The 15785-nt window shown below is 37.1% G+C and carries 16 protein-coding genes; 10 read left to right on the plus strand and 6 right to left on the minus strand.

Annotated features, from left to right (window positions below; all coding sequences use genetic code 11):
* Window positions 1-30: 30 nt before the first annotated feature.
* Window positions 31-2184: a YccS family putative transporter gene (gene yccS, locus R3X26_RS03405; protein WP_317715761.1), complete on the minus strand. Its 2154-nt coding sequence runs from the start codon at window positions 2182-2184 to the stop codon at window positions 31-33.
* A gap of 294 nt (window positions 2185-2478) precedes the next feature.
* Here yccS and helD point away from each other — a divergent pair, with 294 nt between their 5' ends.
* Window positions 2479-4551: a DNA helicase IV gene (gene helD, locus R3X26_RS03410; RefSeq protein WP_317715763.1), complete on the plus strand. Its 2073-nt coding sequence runs from the start codon at window positions 2479-2481 to the stop codon at window positions 4549-4551.
* 81 nt (window positions 4552-4632) lie between these two features.
* Here helD and R3X26_RS03415 read toward each other — a convergent pair whose 3' ends face one another.
* A complete protein-coding gene (locus R3X26_RS03415; RefSeq protein WP_317715765.1) occupies window positions 4633-5088 on the minus strand; it encodes a methylglyoxal synthase in 456 nt (151 codons plus the stop codon).
* A gap of 521 nt (window positions 5089-5609) precedes the next feature.
* Here R3X26_RS03415 and R3X26_RS03420 point away from each other — a divergent pair.
* Both R3X26_RS03420 and rlmF read left to right on the plus strand, forming a co-directional pair.
* Window positions 5610-7253 (plus strand): SulP family inorganic anion transporter, encoded by a 1644-nt coding sequence (locus R3X26_RS03420; protein ID WP_317715767.1) that lies wholly within the window; start codon window positions 5610-5612, stop codon window positions 7251-7253.
* Between the two features lie 141 nt (window positions 7254-7394).
* Window positions 7395-8411, plus strand: coding sequence for a 23S rRNA (adenine(1618)-N(6))-methyltransferase RlmF (rlmF, locus tag R3X26_RS03425; protein WP_317715769.1), 1017 nt, complete (start codon window positions 7395-7397; stop codon window positions 8409-8411).
* 42 nt (window positions 8412-8453) lie between these two features.
* On the opposite strand, the gene arfB is transcribed toward rlmF, so the two are convergent.
* From arfB to R3X26_RS03440, 3 genes are all read right to left on the minus strand, one after another.
* Window positions 8454-8873, minus strand: a complete 420-nt coding sequence (gene arfB / locus R3X26_RS03430) for an alternative ribosome rescue aminoacyl-tRNA hydrolase ArfB (protein WP_317715771.1) — start codon at window positions 8871-8873, stop codon at window positions 8454-8456.
* Window positions 8874-8947: 74 nt separating this feature from the next.
* Window positions 8948-9421 (minus strand): FKBP-type peptidyl-prolyl cis-trans isomerase, encoded by a 474-nt coding sequence (locus R3X26_RS03435; protein ID WP_317715773.1) that lies wholly within the window; start codon window positions 9419-9421, stop codon window positions 8948-8950.
* Window positions 9422-9431: 10 nt separating this feature from the next.
* Window positions 9432-10058: a thioredoxin domain-containing protein gene (locus R3X26_RS03440; RefSeq protein ID WP_317715775.1), complete on the minus strand. Its 627-nt coding sequence runs from the start codon at window positions 10056-10058 to the stop codon at window positions 9432-9434.
* 166 nt (window positions 10059-10224) lie between these two features.
* Here R3X26_RS03440 and R3X26_RS03445 point away from each other — a divergent pair, with 166 nt between their 5' ends.
* Window positions 10225-10827: an OmpA family protein gene (locus R3X26_RS03445; protein WP_317715777.1), complete on the plus strand. Its 603-nt coding sequence runs from the start codon at window positions 10225-10227 to the stop codon at window positions 10825-10827.
* Window positions 10828-10925: 98 nt separating this feature from the next.
* Here R3X26_RS03445 and R3X26_RS03450 read toward each other — a convergent pair whose 3' ends face one another.
* A complete protein-coding gene (locus tag R3X26_RS03450) occupies window positions 10926-11390 on the minus strand; it encodes a CreA family protein (protein ID WP_317715779.1) in 465 nt (154 codons plus the stop codon).
* Window positions 11391-11678: 288 nt separating this feature from the next.
* Here R3X26_RS03450 and R3X26_RS03455 point away from each other — a divergent pair, with 288 nt between their 5' ends.
* The 6 genes from R3X26_RS03455 to R3X26_RS03480 all read left to right on the plus strand — a co-directional run bounded on the left by R3X26_RS03455 (window position 11679) and on the right by R3X26_RS03480 (window position 15769).
* Entirely contained in the window at window positions 11679-12185 is a 507-nt protein-coding gene (locus tag R3X26_RS03455; RefSeq protein WP_317715781.1) for a hypothetical protein, read from the plus strand.
* A gap of 194 nt (window positions 12186-12379) precedes the next feature.
* Window positions 12380-13087, plus strand: a complete 708-nt coding sequence (locus R3X26_RS03460) for an HAD-IA family hydrolase (protein ID WP_317715783.1) — start codon at window positions 12380-12382, stop codon at window positions 13085-13087.
* A gap of 283 nt (window positions 13088-13370) precedes the next feature.
* Window positions 13371-13742: an NADH:ubiquinone oxidoreductase gene (locus R3X26_RS03465; protein WP_317715785.1), complete on the plus strand. Its 372-nt coding sequence runs from the start codon at window positions 13371-13373 to the stop codon at window positions 13740-13742.
* 215 nt (window positions 13743-13957) lie between these two features.
* A complete protein-coding gene (locus R3X26_RS03470) occupies window positions 13958-14191 on the plus strand; it encodes a hypothetical protein (RefSeq protein WP_317715787.1) in 234 nt (77 codons plus the stop codon).
* Window positions 14192-14330: 139 nt separating this feature from the next.
* Complete coding sequence (locus R3X26_RS03475) at window positions 14331-15335, plus strand: response regulator (protein WP_317715789.1); 1005 nt, start codon at window positions 14331-14333, stop codon at window positions 15333-15335.
* On the plus strand, window positions 15335-15769 hold the full coding sequence (locus R3X26_RS03480; RefSeq protein WP_317715790.1) for a PAS domain-containing protein: 435 nt from the start codon (window positions 15335-15337) through the stop codon (window positions 15767-15769). The genes R3X26_RS03475 and R3X26_RS03480 overlap by 1 nt, the downstream gene beginning before the upstream one ends.
* The last annotated feature ends 16 nt before the right edge of the window (window positions 15770-15785 follow it).

Here is a 15785-nt window from a genome sequence, read left to right on the forward strand (position 1 = left end):
AAATAGGACGATGTTTTAATAATTGATTTTCTAAGCTTTGGTCCGTTTAGCAAAAGTGTTCGCCAATGACTGTAACTCTGGCATCATTCGAAAGATGAGATGTAGTTGCTGCAATACCATATTCGCTGACCCGTCTTCGTTAGTGCGCCATTCCGATAGTTTCGATTCAATATCACTGTAGTTCTGTTGAGTTATAGTTGATTCACTATCATTTAATAGTTGTTGTTGTAGTGAGTCGAGCAGGAAATGTATTTCTCTATGCGCTTTTAAAATAAGTAGATGAGTAGATTGGTCTGAAATTCGTTCTCGATGCGCGCCTAATGCCGAAATGTAACTTAATAAAGCATGATTGAGTGTCAAAAATCGGAAACTATCATCGACAGATGAGCGGTACTTACCTGGTTCAGCTAACATATTGTTGATTGCAGAACTAAGTAACGATGCTTGATTATGAGCACTGCGTCGAGCAATTCGATAAGTTAAATCGTTTTGTTTACCTACTCGATATTGACCAATAATTTGAGCCAAATAAGATTTATTTGCAGCAATCGTTTCGGCCATTACACTGTGTAACCGTTTCGACTGCCAATCAGGTAAAATATACGTCACGGCGCCAACGGCTAATAAACAGCCAACAACCGTATCGGCAAGTCGAGGGAAAATAACTGCATATCCTCCACCTAGCTGATTGAAGCTAAATAATACTAATATGGTAATAAATGCGGTTGCGTAACTATAGTTATTGGCTCTGAAAACAAAAAAAGCTACGCCAGATAAAACAATAATAATCAATTGATATAACGCAGAGGGAAATAGAGCCAATAATCCACCACCGAGTAATAAACCGACTAATGTGCCTATAACTCGAGAGGTTAGTTTTTGTTTGGTTGCACTGTAATTTGGCTGACAAACAAACAGTGTTGTTAATAGTATCCAGTAGCCAAGTTCTATATTAAAGGCTTGTATAATGCCGTAACCCAAAGTTAACGCAATGGATAGCCTGACCGCATGACGGAATAACAGTGAGGAAGGTGTTAAATTAGATTTTATTCTTAACCACATATCCTTGACCGAATGTGCTTCGGTATCATACAAAGTATCATCACTATTATTCTGTATTGCATCTGGATTACTAACATTAGAAAGTAATTTTTCTACTATGGTTAGGTTTCGATATAAATAACCTAATTGTTGTAGAGAGGTTGGATTAGTAGTCGGTTGTTGTTTTAGATAATCGATTGATTTTCGGATATCTTCAAGCGCCCGATTAGATTCCGCACTGTGTTTATAAGACTCTCCAGAATTAATACAAGTGGCAATTTTAGCACAAGCTAACGCCTGCAATTCAAGTAGGTATTTAAACCGAAACATAATATCGGAATGAATGAATGAATGCGCCAAATCTTGATATCGATAGTGAGTTGAACTCATTCTTTCGTGGATGTCTTGTGCTAAGAAATATATTTTCAAAAATCGGTCACTTGGTCCATCAACTGATCCTCTTTTTGAACGAGATAGAAATGTCTGCTTACATAAGTTTAAAGCATCAACAGTATTAGCATTCAATTTTGCCTCTTGAATTCGATAAGGCTGTGGTGTTAATTCTAAACTTGGATGAAATAGAGACCGTTTTGCACCTAAGTACACGGATAACTTTTTAAATACAGTTGATAAATTTTGTTGTACTGGTCGGAGTGGAGCAATGCTAAACCAAATCGTTGAAATAAAGAAATACCATATTGAACCAGTTAAAAGTAGCACAGGTTGGTGCCAAATGTTGGGGCTAATATTGGCACCTAACATGGTATAGATAGCGACAAGTAAAGAACCGAATGCGATTTTGGCGTAACGTGGACCGATTGCGCCGATCATAATGAAGGCTATAGAAGAACCGAAAAGCCCGATAGCAAAAAATAACGGCGTATTATACAAAATTTCAATTGAGAATGTCGCGATAACAAAACAAATTAAGGTTAAAAATTGGGCTTTAATTCGTCCGGCGAAATTGTCGTCTGATTCCGCCAATGCGGCTGCTATTACGCCCAGAATGAGCAAAGTTGCGAAGTCTTGTTTTTCTAGATACCAGCAAGGAACAGTTACACCAAGGAGTGTAATCAGTATCAATATACTTTGATTTATTGCTGGATCGCTCCAAATATGGCGGATGTAACTTTTTATATGCACGGCAGCTCAACTTTTCATTAGAAAGATTTAAAATTAACCACTTGACGATAAATCAGTTTGCACCGAAACAATTCTGCGTTAATAACTTAAAAAATCAATCAAAAAGTGAATAATTATTATCTTAACTCAATAATATGATTAGATTATTATTAATATTTTAGTTTTTACAACTTATCGAAATTGATCACGCATAGATTTCGGGTAAATGGATCGATTTTGTGTAAAAATATCAATCTTGTGAATAATGTTGTTCTCATGTTAATGCGTTGATCTAGGTGAAGCTTTGGAGAGGGTATGGAATTAAAAGCGAGCGATTATGCTCAGTTTTTTATTCAAAAACAATACAATCAAGTGGCAATTGAAGATGACTATTTAGTTATTTCTTCTAATCAAAAGGAAGAAAGAATTCCGTTTTCGGTTTGGAATGGTGAGGTGGTGATTGAAAGAGGACTTGTTTGGGGCACACTTACTTTCTATTCCTATGCGATAGGTTCGAAAGCTACTGGATGGGTGGTGCAAGGTCTTCCTTGGGAACATTGTAAGCAATTTGCCAGCAAAGCTACTGCTTTATACAGTCAATGGCACAACCAGCAATGTAAGCAGTTGAATCAATATTTACCAAAGTGGCAAGAAGAACTCAACATACTTAAAAAACAACCTGCCTATTTACCTGATTCCAAAGTACATAGTTGGAGAGACCAAGTATTGCAGCAATTAAGTGAGATGAATTTATCTTTGAATGAAGTCGAACAAAGAATTCCGACATTGATGGATAATATTTCGCCGTGGTTGGTTGACATTGAAACTGTAGTGGATGAAAGAAATGAACTGTGGTTAAAAAATGAAAGAGTTAATTGGGAAGTTCTGTTTTCTCAGATTGAATCGTCACCTCTCAATATTTCACAACAACACGCCGTTTTACTAAACAATGATTACAACTTAGTCTTAGCTGGTGCAGGAACAGGAAAAACCAGTGTGTTAACGGCTCGTATTGCCTATTTATTGCAAAGCCACTTAGCACAACCAGAACAACTCCTTATGCTTGCATTCGGTAAAGATGCAGCCACAGAAATGCAGCAACGATTAAAAAATAAGATTGGATCTGGTGCCGCGGCGGTGACGGTTAATACGTTCCATCAACTTGGCCTTAAAATCATCAGTACCGTTGAAGGTAATAATGCACAATTAAGCCCTTATGCCACCGATTCAAAATTAAAAAGAAATTGGTGCAGTGAGTGGTTGAAAGAGCATTGGACTAAAGATGCAAATTTAAAAAGATGGCGTAAACATTTATCGGTTTGGCCAATCGCTTATCTTAAAGGCGATGAAGAGCTCGCATCGCAATCAGAAAATAGCAAATTGTTAGCATGGATAGAGACGCAGTTAGATCAACTATGCAGTGTTCATCGTTCTAAAAAATACTTGCAGAAAAAATTAATCGATCAAGCTGAGTATCCTAAATTAAATAGTGAGTTGTCTTTAATTTGGCCGTGTTATGTTGCATGGCAAGCGATGCTTAAAGAGAGTGGAGATATAGATTTTTATACTATGATCACACGAGCTACTGATTATATCATCAAGGGTAAATTCTGCTCACCGTGGCGTTATATTATGATTGATGAATACCAAGATATATCACCAGATAGAATTGCGTTAGTGGAGGCGTTATGTCGTAACCAAAAAGGTGAGACATTATCATCACTTTTTGCTGTTGGCGATGATTGGCAGTCAATTTATCAATTTGCTGGATCTGATGTTGATTTAACCACAGGTTTTGCTCAGCGATTTGCAAGTTCTTCAATCCATAGTTTAGATATGACTTACCGATTTAATAATAAACTTGCAGAAGTTGCCAACCAATTTATTCAACAAAATCCAAATCAGCTAGAAAAAGAGTTTGAGAGTTACCATTATCAACAACAAGATGGCGTAACGATATGTCATGCAAAGCAGATTGAAAAATGGTTGGACCAGTTGAATAGGACGGTCGAATGCCAAAAATCTGTTTTACTACTAGGCCGAAATCACAGTCATAAACCTGACCTATTAATTGATTGGAAAAAAACGTTTACGCATTTGGATATTGAGTTTATGACTTGTCACGCCAGCAAAGGGAAAGAAGCCGATTACGTGTTTATATTATCGGTGGATGAGGGACAGTTCCCAGCTAAAACTCGGCAACGTCACCTAAATAGCGTTCTTTGTGCAAGTAGTGATGATTATCCTTTTGCCGAAGAACGAAGGTTATTTTATGTTGCAATGACACGCGCGAAACAACACGTTTGGATCACGTATAATATAAGTCCGTCACCTTTTATTACAGAACTGACAGACGATAAATACGCTGTTATAAATCAATTAGATTAGGACAGATGAGAATATAGGTAACCAACAAGGTACATTTAGGTGCCTTGTTGGTTACCTATCTTAATCCTAACTTATTGAACATTAAGTTCTATCAGATAAATAAGATTGATAATCTGGAATTTCAATAGCAACCTCTTCTTCTAACAACTTCGATTCAAATAAGAATTTAGCGGTCGCTCGGTTAGTCGCTACAGGGATATTCCACACGCTAGCAATACGTAATAGTGCTTTTACATCAGGATCGTGTGGAACAGAATTTAATGGATCCCAGAAGAAAATTAGCATATCAATTTTTCCTTCCGCGATAAGCGCACCTATTTGTTGATCGCCTCCCATTGGACCAGAAATCATACTTTTAATGGCTAACCCTGTCTCTTTGCTCAGCATGCTGCCAGTGGTTCCGGTAGCATATAAAAAATGGCTTTGCAGTTTATCTTTGTTTTCCTGAACCCAACGTAAAAGTTCTGGTTTATAGTGATCGTGTGCAACGAGTGCGATGTGTTTATGCGCAGGGAGAGTTCTTGTGGTTACTTTCATTATTATTTCCGTTGTTATTACCGTCAGGTAGTGCTGAGAGTTATATCTATCAAATTTGACTAAACAGTTTTATGATCATTTTCCTTCGATATAGAACCTGTTCAGCATAGAACAGATTTAGTTAACTCTTGAATATAAATATAATATTAGGTGAATTATCTAATGTATACAGGCAATTCCGATAAGAGTACACTTTTAACGTCTCAAAAACAGCGGACGCATTTTAATTATCCATCTAATCATATTGATTCATTATTGAACAGCGATGAACCTCACTAATTACAACTTTGGGATGGATATTAAATTATTAAAGAACTGATAAAGTTATTAATAATTTTTAGGTCGATAAATAGGCAGTTTTATTAAAAACATCGCTATTTACGTGTAGACCAACGTTTATTTAGCTTTGATCATTATTTAAGTCTGACATCGTTGTTATAGTCGCGCACGTCCAATGCTATGGGATTGCTTATTGAATGAATGAGCTATTTATAATTAAGTTGTGATGTAGGATAAATAAAATGATTGCGGTTAAAGAAGCATATAAAGCTGGGCTACTTAGTAAAAATAATTGGTTAAAAAATGTCTCGTCAGGGGTTATTGTTGGAGTGGTTGCACTGCCATTGGCAATGGCTTTTGCGATTGCGTCTGGCGCCAAACCAGAACAAGGCATATATACATCAATAATCGCTGGTATCGCTGTTTCTCTTTTTGGCGGAAGTAGGGTCCAGATCGCCGGACCTACAGGCGCATTTATCGTTATTTTAGCTGGGATAACAGCAGAACATGGTGTTATAGGCTTGCAGATAGCTACTCTAATGGCAGGTATAATACTATTTATTTTTGGTCTGACTAAACTAGGCTCGATAATCAAATTTATCCCTGCGCCAGTTATCGTTGGTTTTACTACTGGTATTGGGGTAGTTATTTGGGTAGGTCAATGGCAAGACTTTTTTGGTCTTCCAGCTGTTTCAGGAGAACATTTTCACCAGAAATTAACTCATTTGATACAAATGTTGCCTAGCCTTCATTTCACAACGACCATGTTTGGTGCTCTGTCCTTAATGGTGCTAATTTTAGCGCCTAAAATACCCCATGTAAAAAAAATACCAGCACCATTAATTGCTTTAGTCATGGCAACGTCGGTTCAAGCAGTATTTCAATTTGATGGAATAAAAACCATTGGTACCGCATTTGGTGGTATTCCTGTAGGTCTCCCTACATTTGAACCATTAAATTTCGAATGGGGCCAAGTCATTAATTTGATTGGGCCAGCGTTTGCCATTGCTATGTTAGGTGCTATTGAATCGTTATTGTCTGCTGTGGTTGCAGATGGAATGGTTGGTAGTAAACATAATTCAAATCAAGAGTTAGTTGGGCAAGGTCTCGCGAATATGGTCGCTCCGCTATTTGGTGGGTTTGCTGCGACAGGAGCGATCGCTAGAACAGCAACCAATATTCGAAATGGAGGAAACAGCCCCATTGCGGGCATTGTTCATGCTGTCACTCTTGCATTTATTCTAGTTGTTTTAGCACCACTTGCCGACAATATCCCTCTAGCAACGTTAGCCGCCATTCTGTTTGTTGTAGCGTGGAATATGAGTGAAGCGAATCACTTTATTAAAATGATCCGCACGGCACCCAAAGCAGATGTAGCAGTGTTACTGATCACGTTTGCTTTAACCATCTTTGCTGACCTTGTCGTTGCAGTTAATATTGGCGTGATTCTCGCTATTCTTCATTTCATGCGCCGTATGGCATCCAGTGTTGAAGTGTCACAACAAACATCTGATGAAATTAATCAACAAAGACGTCGAGATGGAGCGACGACTTTGCCAAAAGATACCTTGATTTATAATGTTGACGGTCCGTTCTTTTTTGGAGCAGTAGACAGCCTAGAAAGTACCTTATTAGCAACCGTTACTCAGCCAGAGTATTTAATTATTAGACTTAATTGGGTACCATTTATTGACATAACAGGAATCGAAGCCTTAGAAAAAGTAATTAATGCGCTTCAGTCGAGAGGAATAAGGGTAATGCTTACTGGTGCTAATCCTCGCGTAGATAAAAAGTTAGCAAAAGGCGGTATATTAAACTTAGTCGGAGATTACTATTATTTTTCTGATTTTGAACAAGCCGTTAATGCGATAATAGAACGCCAGTAAAAGTGGTTCTATTATCCATAGGATCAGATTAACTCATAACCGAAGTGTCATCATGTAGATCGTTAATAGCGAGATTATATTGGCGATAGGGTTCGTTATGAGTTATAAATTACTTTATTCTAATTTAGTAGTTTTGAGCTAATGAAAAACACCGAAAAAACCACCACTAAAATTGTAAAACTCAAACAAGTAGATGGTTTACACAAAAGAAACAAGCATCTTGGGCGTTATGATTTTAATGCTCTGATTCATGCTTTGCCAGAACTAGAAAAGTACGTAATTAAAGCGCCAAATGGTGGTCAAAGTATCAATTTTTCTGATCCTGTGGCAGTCAAATTACTAAATAAAGCACTATTGAACTTTCATTACAGTGTAACTTATTGGGATATTCCTCAAGGATATCTCTGCCCCCCAATTCCAGGTCGGGCCGATTATATTCATAGGCTCGCTGAGATGTTGGAAAGAGATAATTCAGATTTACAACATTCATTGATAAAAGTGCTCGATATTGGAATGGGAGCGAATTGCATTTATCCAATAATTGGTTCCGTTGATTATGGGTGGAAATATGTTGCTAGTGACATTGATCCAGTCTCTGTATCTTGCGCTAACTTGATCGTGCAGAATAACAATGTTCTAAATGGTCGCATACAATGCAGACTACAAAGAGAACACCAATATACGTTTAAAAACATTATTCAACCTAATGAGTTTTATGATGTAACTATGTGTAATCCACCGTTCCATAAATCTTTACAAGATGCACAATCTGGCACTGAGCGTAAAGTGAGCAACCTGAAAAAAAATCGTTCAAAACGAAACATATCGTCATTTAGCGAGCAAAGTAACCTTAAAGCAGCGCTAAACTTTGGTGGTCAAAAAGCTGAATTATGGTGCTCGGGAGGAGAAGCGGAATTTATTAATAAATTGGCTAGTGAAAGTAAGCAATACGCGCAGCAAGTGTTGTGGTTTTCTACATTGATTTCAAAGAAAGACAATGTTCGTTGGTTACAAAAAAATTTAGTTAAACTTGGTGCAGAAGAAATTCAGGTTGTTGCAATGAATCAAGGTCAAAAGGTGAGTCGATTTATTGCTTGGACGTTTAAAAATGAAAAGCAGCGTAAGCATTGGTGGCATACTAAGAGTAGGCCAGTGTAGGAATTTGATATAATTATTGACTTATTTATCTACTCGTCTGGGTTATCTATCAGTTCGGACTTTTTGTCGTAATGACTTAGTGCGACCTTTCAACACTTTTGTATCAACTCGTTTTTTCTGTGAAGAGCGAGTAGGACGAGTTGGCCGCCTTGGTTTATCGATTTGTATTGCAGACAGTATTAGTTGTTGTAAACGATTAAGAGCATCTTCACGGTTTTTGTCTTGAGTGCGAAATTGTTGCGCTTTAATAATAACCACACCATCTTTGGTTATTCTTCCATCTTTACTGTTTAACAAGCGTTGCTTATAGAAATCTGGCAGTGTTGAATGGTTTATATCAAAACGTAGATGTATTGCGCTAGATACTTTATTGACGTTTTGTCCTCCTGCTCCTTGTGCACGTATTGCGGTTAGCTGAATTTCCCAATCGGCAATTTCAACGTTATTGGAAATTTTTAACATAGCGTGTTCCTAATTAAAATAGCAACAGAGTTGGCTTGGTTAGTAAGTCAACTCTGCATAGTCAAAAATAATACTCAGTTAATATCGAGTAATTCAACATCAAAAATCAGTACGGAAGCTGGAGGAATCGGACCAGTACCGCTTTTACCGTATGCGAGGTTGCTAGGAACAAATAGACGAATTTTTTCACCTACTACCATCAACTGAACGCCCTCTGTCCACCCTTTAATCACTTGATTTAAGCCAAAAGAAATCGGTTCATTACGTTCAACTGAACTATCAAATACCGTTCCATCAATTAAAGTCCCATGGTAATGAACAAGCACTTTACTTGTTTCGTTCGGGTGTTCGGTCCCGGAGCCTTGTTTTAATACTTTATATTGTAAACCACTTTCGGTCGTTATAACGCCTTCAGCTTGCGCATTTTGCTCTAGGAATGTTTGGCCTATTTGAGTATTAGCCGTTACAAGTTTGTTATTATTCCAAGTACGATAGATGAAAAATGCTGCAAGAAGAAAAATAACAATAGGTAAAGTGAATTTTGACACAGTGAATCCTTTATTCAGGTTGAGAAAGTAAGTAATTAATTGTTTTAGCGAGATCGTCAATATCTTGATGACCTTCGTTTAACAGCAGATACTTACCTTTAATGATAAAACTTGGTACAGAATTGATGTTTGCTTGATTGGTTACGGTTGTTGCGAGTCGCATATGCTCAGCTAATTTCGTGCCTTGTTTTGAATCAAAGTCATACGGGCTAGCTAATTTATTTGAAATAAAAACGTTTTCAATGATCTGTTTTTGTTGTGCAACGGTATCTGTTTTAGCTTGAACAGCTGAAAAGAGTTGATCAACTAATTGGTGACTTGGAGTCGTATCTAATTGCATGACTGCCGCGTAATAAAGTAATGCGCTAGTTTGAGCATTTTTATTGAAGGTAACGTGAACTTTACCAACTTTATTGTTAGTTTTGGATTCAATTTCAGGTATGGATTTTTCCATGTTCCAGCAGTGGCCGCAAGTTAAGGAAAAAACCTCTGTAATTGGATCTAGATTTAAACTGGTTAAATCATTGTCTAGTAAAGTATAGTGTTTACCGATTTGTGGACTACTATTGTCATTACAAGCAGTTATAAACAGTACAACCCAGATTATCATAAATGGGTAGCTGATTTTTTTTAACATGTCATTAGGCCTAAGTTTGATTTTGCTGTTTATACTACCTTTTGTTTTCTCTGTATAAAAGAAACCTGTAATAAAAATATCAAACTAACAATTAATCAATAAAGAAAAATGGATCCGTGCCGATAACCAGTTTACGTTGAATTTAAATTATGTCTTTGGTGATGAAATGAGATGGATAGTCCATGCAGTTATTCTTATACTAACTGGTTGTGCCACGATTGATCAAATCAATATGCTAGACACCGCGCCACAAAGTGAATACCAATTAAGACATCCCGAATGGGCGGGCACGTCGACTTTAATCGGAAATAATGCCATTTCGAAGTCAACTCAAACAATAAGCAATAGCAAAGTGAATTCACTGGCCGATTATTTATCGCAACAAAATATTAGGTTTGATGTTTATTCTGGCAGCCATATTATGATTAAGCTACAGGACGATATAAACTTTGTGACAGGTTCTGCACGTGTGTCAGAGTCATATACCGGTTGGCTAAATAGACTTGCTATGGTCTTGTCTAACTATAATAATATTGAAATTATCGTGGATGGGCATACTGACAATACTGGTGAAACACAAAATAATGAACGCCTTTCTGAAAGGCGAGCAGCAACGGTTAAATCTATCTTGATGAAAGAATCGATTAATTCAGCAAAATTGTACACCCGAGGTTATGGAGAGTATATGCCGGCTTGCAGCAATCAATCAGCTCAAGGTCGAGCTTGTAATCGACGAGTTGAGCTCACTCTGATTATTCCTAATAACTAAAAGCACAACATTATTGCCATGTTGATAACGAACATTGCGTCTACCAAAGGTTACGTCAAAAATGATTCGTAACCTTTTATATTGTAAGATCGAATCAATCACTCTTGTCCTTTTTCTATATAGGCTTTTGTTCCCCACAAAGGAACCGTAGACAAGCTATGTTTGAAGCTACCTTCTGTTTCTTTGGTCGTATAAGATAAATAGAGAAGAGTTTGATTCTCTGAATCGTAAATACGTCTAACTTTCATATTTTTAAAGAAAATGCTTTTTGATTTAGTCAAAATAACATCGCCAGATGTGCTCTTGTCTATTTCAGCTATCATATCCGCGGTGATTTCACCAGTTTGTCGGCAAGCAATAGAGCTATCACTAGGATCGGAAAGGCTAAAATTCGCTTCGATTGAGGCTACATGACAAGTCACGCCAGTTACGACAGGATCACTCATGTGATCAAGTTTGATATCTTTCATAGTGAAAATACCTAAAGACACATCACCAACTTCGTTATCTGAGCAGCCTAATAGTGCAGTTGTTAAGCCCAAAGCTACGAGGAGTTTTTTCATCGTCAATCCCTACAAGTCAATTTGATAGCAGAGTTTATCACACTCACTTAAAGTCAAAGACAATTAATATCGTGTGGTTTGAGATTCAGCCGTTATTCCATGAAGTGCTTGTTGTAAACTTAGTGGGTAGGTATGCTTTGACAATACGGCTCAAATTTTCTAACGGTATGAGTAATGCTAAGTTGTTTGATATTTGAGGAATAGTTTAATAAGAGAACGCAAATATCTATGTATTCACACTCCTTTTCTGCAAATTCCGTGTTCTCAAAATAAGAGTGTTTAAAACCTATGTCAGAGTTAACGCAACTAATTAATAAAAAACAACAATGGTTACTAAGTCAAGTTGACGTTACCTTTCCTACTCCTGAAAGTATCCTTGGCCGTGATCTTTATGTCAAACACGACAATACTATACGTTACAAACCACTGGATTTAGATGATAGGTTAGATTCTAGTTTGCTCGATGCTTTGTACTTGGTTGATTTTCATCGGCTTACAGTGATGTTTTCTCAGTTACAAGCATTGAGATGGGAAAATCAGCGTGAACAAGAATATGTATTAGAATTTTTCGCTCAAATAATATTATCGGACCAGCATGACTTATACGTAGGATTTAAAAATAACAAAGCGATAATTAGTGCGATCGTTACAAAGGAACCGTTGGGGCACGTGCTTATATCAGATGTTGCATCATTAACTAGTCAGAGTTGTTTGACTAATTTGTTTTATAGCAAAGTAATTGAACAATATAATAAGCAAGACAGTGTGATTAAAATCATCTATGTGCCTGTTTGAATTTTCAAGTGTTATTTGTAAACACTCGTAGAATTAAAGTGATCGGCACTAACTTTTTGGTTTTTATTGTGTGCGTATGCAGCATTATTCTCGGTAAATTGTTGTTCTTTTCTTGAGACCACTCATTATTATCCTATGTTGAATAAACCCAACAACTTTATGGGAAATAAATTCAGTTAAATACCGAGGTTATAATGGCTAAAAGACTGTATAAAATACGTTGTGTCCTTTTTGATTGTGATGGTGTGTTAATTGATAGTGAAAGGTTATGCTGTAAAGCGTTGATGGCGGTATTTTCCAAATATAATCCTCAACTTAATATCAATGATTTTATGGTTGGTTTTCAAGGTGGAAAAGTAGCAGATATTTTAGCCCATGCCATCCAACGATTGAATATTAATGTTGCTATTGATGATGTTGAATTAGCTTACAGAGATCATGTAAATAGGTTATTTTTAAATGAATTACAGCCTATTAGAGGGGTTATTTCATTACTTGATAAATTAGTCGAACTTGGGATTGAATATTGTGTTGTTTCCAATAGTCGTACAGAAAAAATGGAAGAATCTTTGCAGTTAGTTGGTATAAAAGACCGATTTGAAGGCAAAATTTTTTCTGCATTTGAAGCTAACAGTTGGAAGCCAGATCCTGATTTGTTATTGTACGCAGCAATGAATATGGGGTATTCCACAAATGAGTGTTTGTATATCGACGATACGGCTAAAGGTGTTGCCGCTGGCAATAGAGCTGGGATAACAACTATCCATTTTAATTCGAATGGTGCCGCGTATTCTTGTCTGTCCGAGAATGCGTTAGAAATACAAAGTCTTGAGGAGCTATCGCAACTATTAGAAATAACATCGCTCTCAGTTGACGAACACAGCGCAAGTACACTCTACTAATTCAATTTAGTTGTTTCTAGACATATTTTATTACATTTTTTATCTTGATTGTAAGTTGCGAGATCGTTGCGATATTCTACTTTTCTTAATCAATACTCCTCTTAAAACAACATATTATATTGATAAAATTCTCCATCACCCATTTACACTATTTTTTCTTATCTCCTGATAAGAAAATCTCATCCAATTATGGTTGTGTTTCGCGCTAAAACAGCGACAATAAACTGAAATATAAGATTGCACGTTTGAAAGGATTCTCAAATAGTTGTATGAGAGGTAAATTGTGAAACTTTTTCTGGTTTTAGCGGCTTCCATTTCTGCGGGGGTGATTTCTGCAGACCACATTCACTCGTTCATGTTAGGCCTAACGGTTGCGTCTTTAGCAGTTGGTAGTTGCTATTGGTTCGCCTTTAGAACCACGCGCTTTCCCCAACTCGCTTTACTATTGTTGCTTTGTGGTATTTTTTCAAAAATAGTAATTACCGTGATTGGTGTCGGAGTAGGGGTGCATACTGAGATTATTACTTCACCTATAGTTTTTGCTTTGTCCTATTTGTTCTTCTCTCTAGTCGTGACGTTCTTATGGTTTAGTTATCGCGATAGCGTAACGACTCTATCAAACAGTGGTACCAAATCAGAGCACCGCACGATTTGAGTCTATGATTATTATGACGTTAATAAGCCAGCGTACTCGCTGGCTTTTTTGTGTCTAGTTAGCCGCTGAATTTTTCATCTATGGCTTTCTACTGTTAGTCCCTTATGCTTATCCACAAAACGACTGGTCGAAAAATTAGACTATAGTCCAACAGCGTTATTATTAAATTAATCATAAACTGTCCTTAAATAACTGAATATTATTAGGTGGCAAATATGGCTGAGAGTCTGTTTTGGTTAGAAAAAGGGTTTTTAGTGCTTGGTGTAGTATTTGTACTAACTGGTATCATGCATTACGGTAAAAGAAGTCAGGATTGGAAAGGCGTTGCTACTATGTTTTATCGACGGGTTCCTTTGTCTATTGTTGAATATAAGTGGTATCGGCTAGGAATAGCTTTAGTCTTTTTTGCGGTTGTTTTACGAGTTGTCGGTTTAACGCTTTGGCCATAAATTCAAAGTCAATCTCATTTCTTTTAAGCTAAATAAGGTTTTATTCTGTTTTTAGCTTCAGTCAGCTTTTATTATAATGCGTTGATGTATATCTGGTACTATATTGCTTATATACGTTGTAGTTAAATAATGGTGACGCATGTCCTACTCAGTGCTTATTTGTGATGATTCAGCATTAGCTCGTAAACAGATGGCTCGTTCATTACCAAGTTGGTTGAACGCCGATATTACTTTTGCGGTTAATGGCTTAGAGGCGCTAGAATTACTTGAACGACAGACGTTTAAGCTTATGTTTTTAGACCTGACTATGCCTGTGCTTGATGGTTACGGAACATTAAAGAGAATTCAGCAAAAAAAATTGCCCATTGATGTAGTGGTCGTATCTGGCGATATACAACCTAAAGCGAAAGCGAAAGTTGAATCGCTTGGTGCCAAAGATTTTATCCAAAAACCGATGGATAAAGAGCATTTAAAAAAACTGTTGCACACTCTAGTTCCACGTGAACAAGTGCCTCCTGTCATTTCAACCAGTATTACCCATCTACCAGTACTTAAACGTCGCGACATTTATATGGAAGTTGCCAATGTGTCGATAGGACGTGCGGCTGATGCTTTAGCGCGGCATTTTGACGTGTTTGTTCATTTACCGTTACCTAATGTAAATATTTTTGAAGTAACCGAACTACATATGGCACTGTCTGATTTAGCCGCCAATGATCAGGTTTCTGGTGTTTGCCAAGGGTTTAGTGGTGAAGGCATTGCTGGAGAGGCGTTGGTTCTGCTCAGTGATTCTAGTATTACTGATTTAAAAAATTTGATGAAAGTGCCAGCACAGAGTGATGAACTAGAGGAACTAGAGTTGTTAATGGACGTTTCTAATATTTTAGTTGGTTCTTTTTTAAACGGTTTAGGTCAGCAAGCCGAAGTGCGGTTTTTTCAAAGCCAGCCGGTCTTATTAGGCCAACACATCCCTATAGAGTCTGTTATTGAATCGACAACAGGTTCTTTCCAAAAAACAATGACGTTTGAAGTTTCGTACAATATTGACAAAACCAGTATTCGTTGTGACCTTTTATTTATGTTTGTCGATGAATCATTACCTATTTTAGACAATAAATTGTCGTATTTAATGGAGGACTTGTAATGATAGGGTTACCGGCGGAATTTGAACAGTTTCATTGGATGGTCGATATGGTTCAAAACGTCGATTTGGGTTTAATTGTTTTGGACAAAGATTTTAACGTGCAAGTATGGAATGGGTTTATGACTCATCACAGTGGTAAACAGTCTCACGATGTAATTGGTCAATCTATATTTGATATTTTTCCCGAAATACAACGTGATTGGTTTGTTATTAAATCTAAGCCTGTTTTTGATTTAGGTTGTCGAAGCTTTATTACATGGAGGCAGCGTCCTTATTTGTTTAAATGCCGCAACGTCCGACCAATTACCCAGCAAGCCGACTTCATGTACCAGAATGTAACGCTAAATCCCATGCGAACCCCTACAGGCGAAGTGAATTCACTGTTTCTTTCTATACAAGATGTAACCGCTGAAGCAATGATGGATAAAAACTAAAATTTGCTAAGGAGCA

It is taken from the genome of Vibrio sp. TH_r3 (assembly GCF_033101115.1).
Lineage (GTDB): Bacteria > Pseudomonadota > Gammaproteobacteria > Enterobacterales > Vibrionaceae > Vibrio.

What these genes read in the sequence shown, in the direction of transcription:
- arfB (WP_317715771.1), bottom strand. Translation starts at nt 8,873, where the DNA reads ATGTTAAAAATTTCCAATAACGTTGAAATTGCCGATTGGGAAATTCAG.
- R3X26_RS03480 (WP_317715790.1), top strand. Translation starts at nt 15,335, where the DNA reads ATGATAGGGTTACCGGCGGAATTTGAACAGTTTCATTGGATGGTCGAT.
- R3X26_RS03450 (WP_317715779.1), bottom strand. Translation starts at nt 11,390, where the DNA reads ATGAAAAAACTCCTCGTAGCTTTGGGCTTAACAACTGCACTATTAGGC.
- R3X26_RS03420 (WP_317715767.1), top strand. Translation starts at nt 5,610, where the DNA reads ATGATTGCGGTTAAAGAAGCATATAAAGCTGGGCTACTTAGTAAAAAT.
- helD (WP_317715763.1), top strand. Translation starts at nt 2,479, where the DNA reads ATGGAATTAAAAGCGAGCGATTATGCTCAGTTTTTTATTCAAAAACAA.
- R3X26_RS03460 (WP_317715783.1), top strand. Translation starts at nt 12,380, where the DNA reads ATGGCTAAAAGACTGTATAAAATACGTTGTGTCCTTTTTGATTGTGAT.
- R3X26_RS03415 (WP_317715765.1), bottom strand. Translation starts at nt 5,088, where the DNA reads ATGAAAGTAACCACAAGAACTCTCCCTGCGCATAAACACATCGCACTC.
- R3X26_RS03470 (WP_317715787.1), top strand. Translation starts at nt 13,958, where the DNA reads ATGGCTGAGAGTCTGTTTTGGTTAGAAAAAGGGTTTTTAGTGCTTGGT.
- R3X26_RS03455 (WP_317715781.1), top strand. Translation starts at nt 11,679, where the DNA reads ATGTCAGAGTTAACGCAACTAATTAATAAAAAACAACAATGGTTACTA.
- R3X26_RS03440 (WP_317715775.1), bottom strand. Translation starts at nt 10,058, where the DNA reads ATGTTAAAAAAAATCAGCTACCCATTTATGATAATCTGGGTTGTACTG.
- R3X26_RS03445 (WP_317715777.1), top strand. Translation starts at nt 10,225, where the DNA reads ATGAGATGGATAGTCCATGCAGTTATTCTTATACTAACTGGTTGTGCC.
- R3X26_RS03475 (WP_317715789.1), top strand. Translation starts at nt 14,331, where the DNA reads ATGTCCTACTCAGTGCTTATTTGTGATGATTCAGCATTAGCTCGTAAA.
- rlmF (WP_317715769.1), top strand. Translation starts at nt 7,395, where the DNA reads ATGAAAAACACCGAAAAAACCACCACTAAAATTGTAAAACTCAAACAA.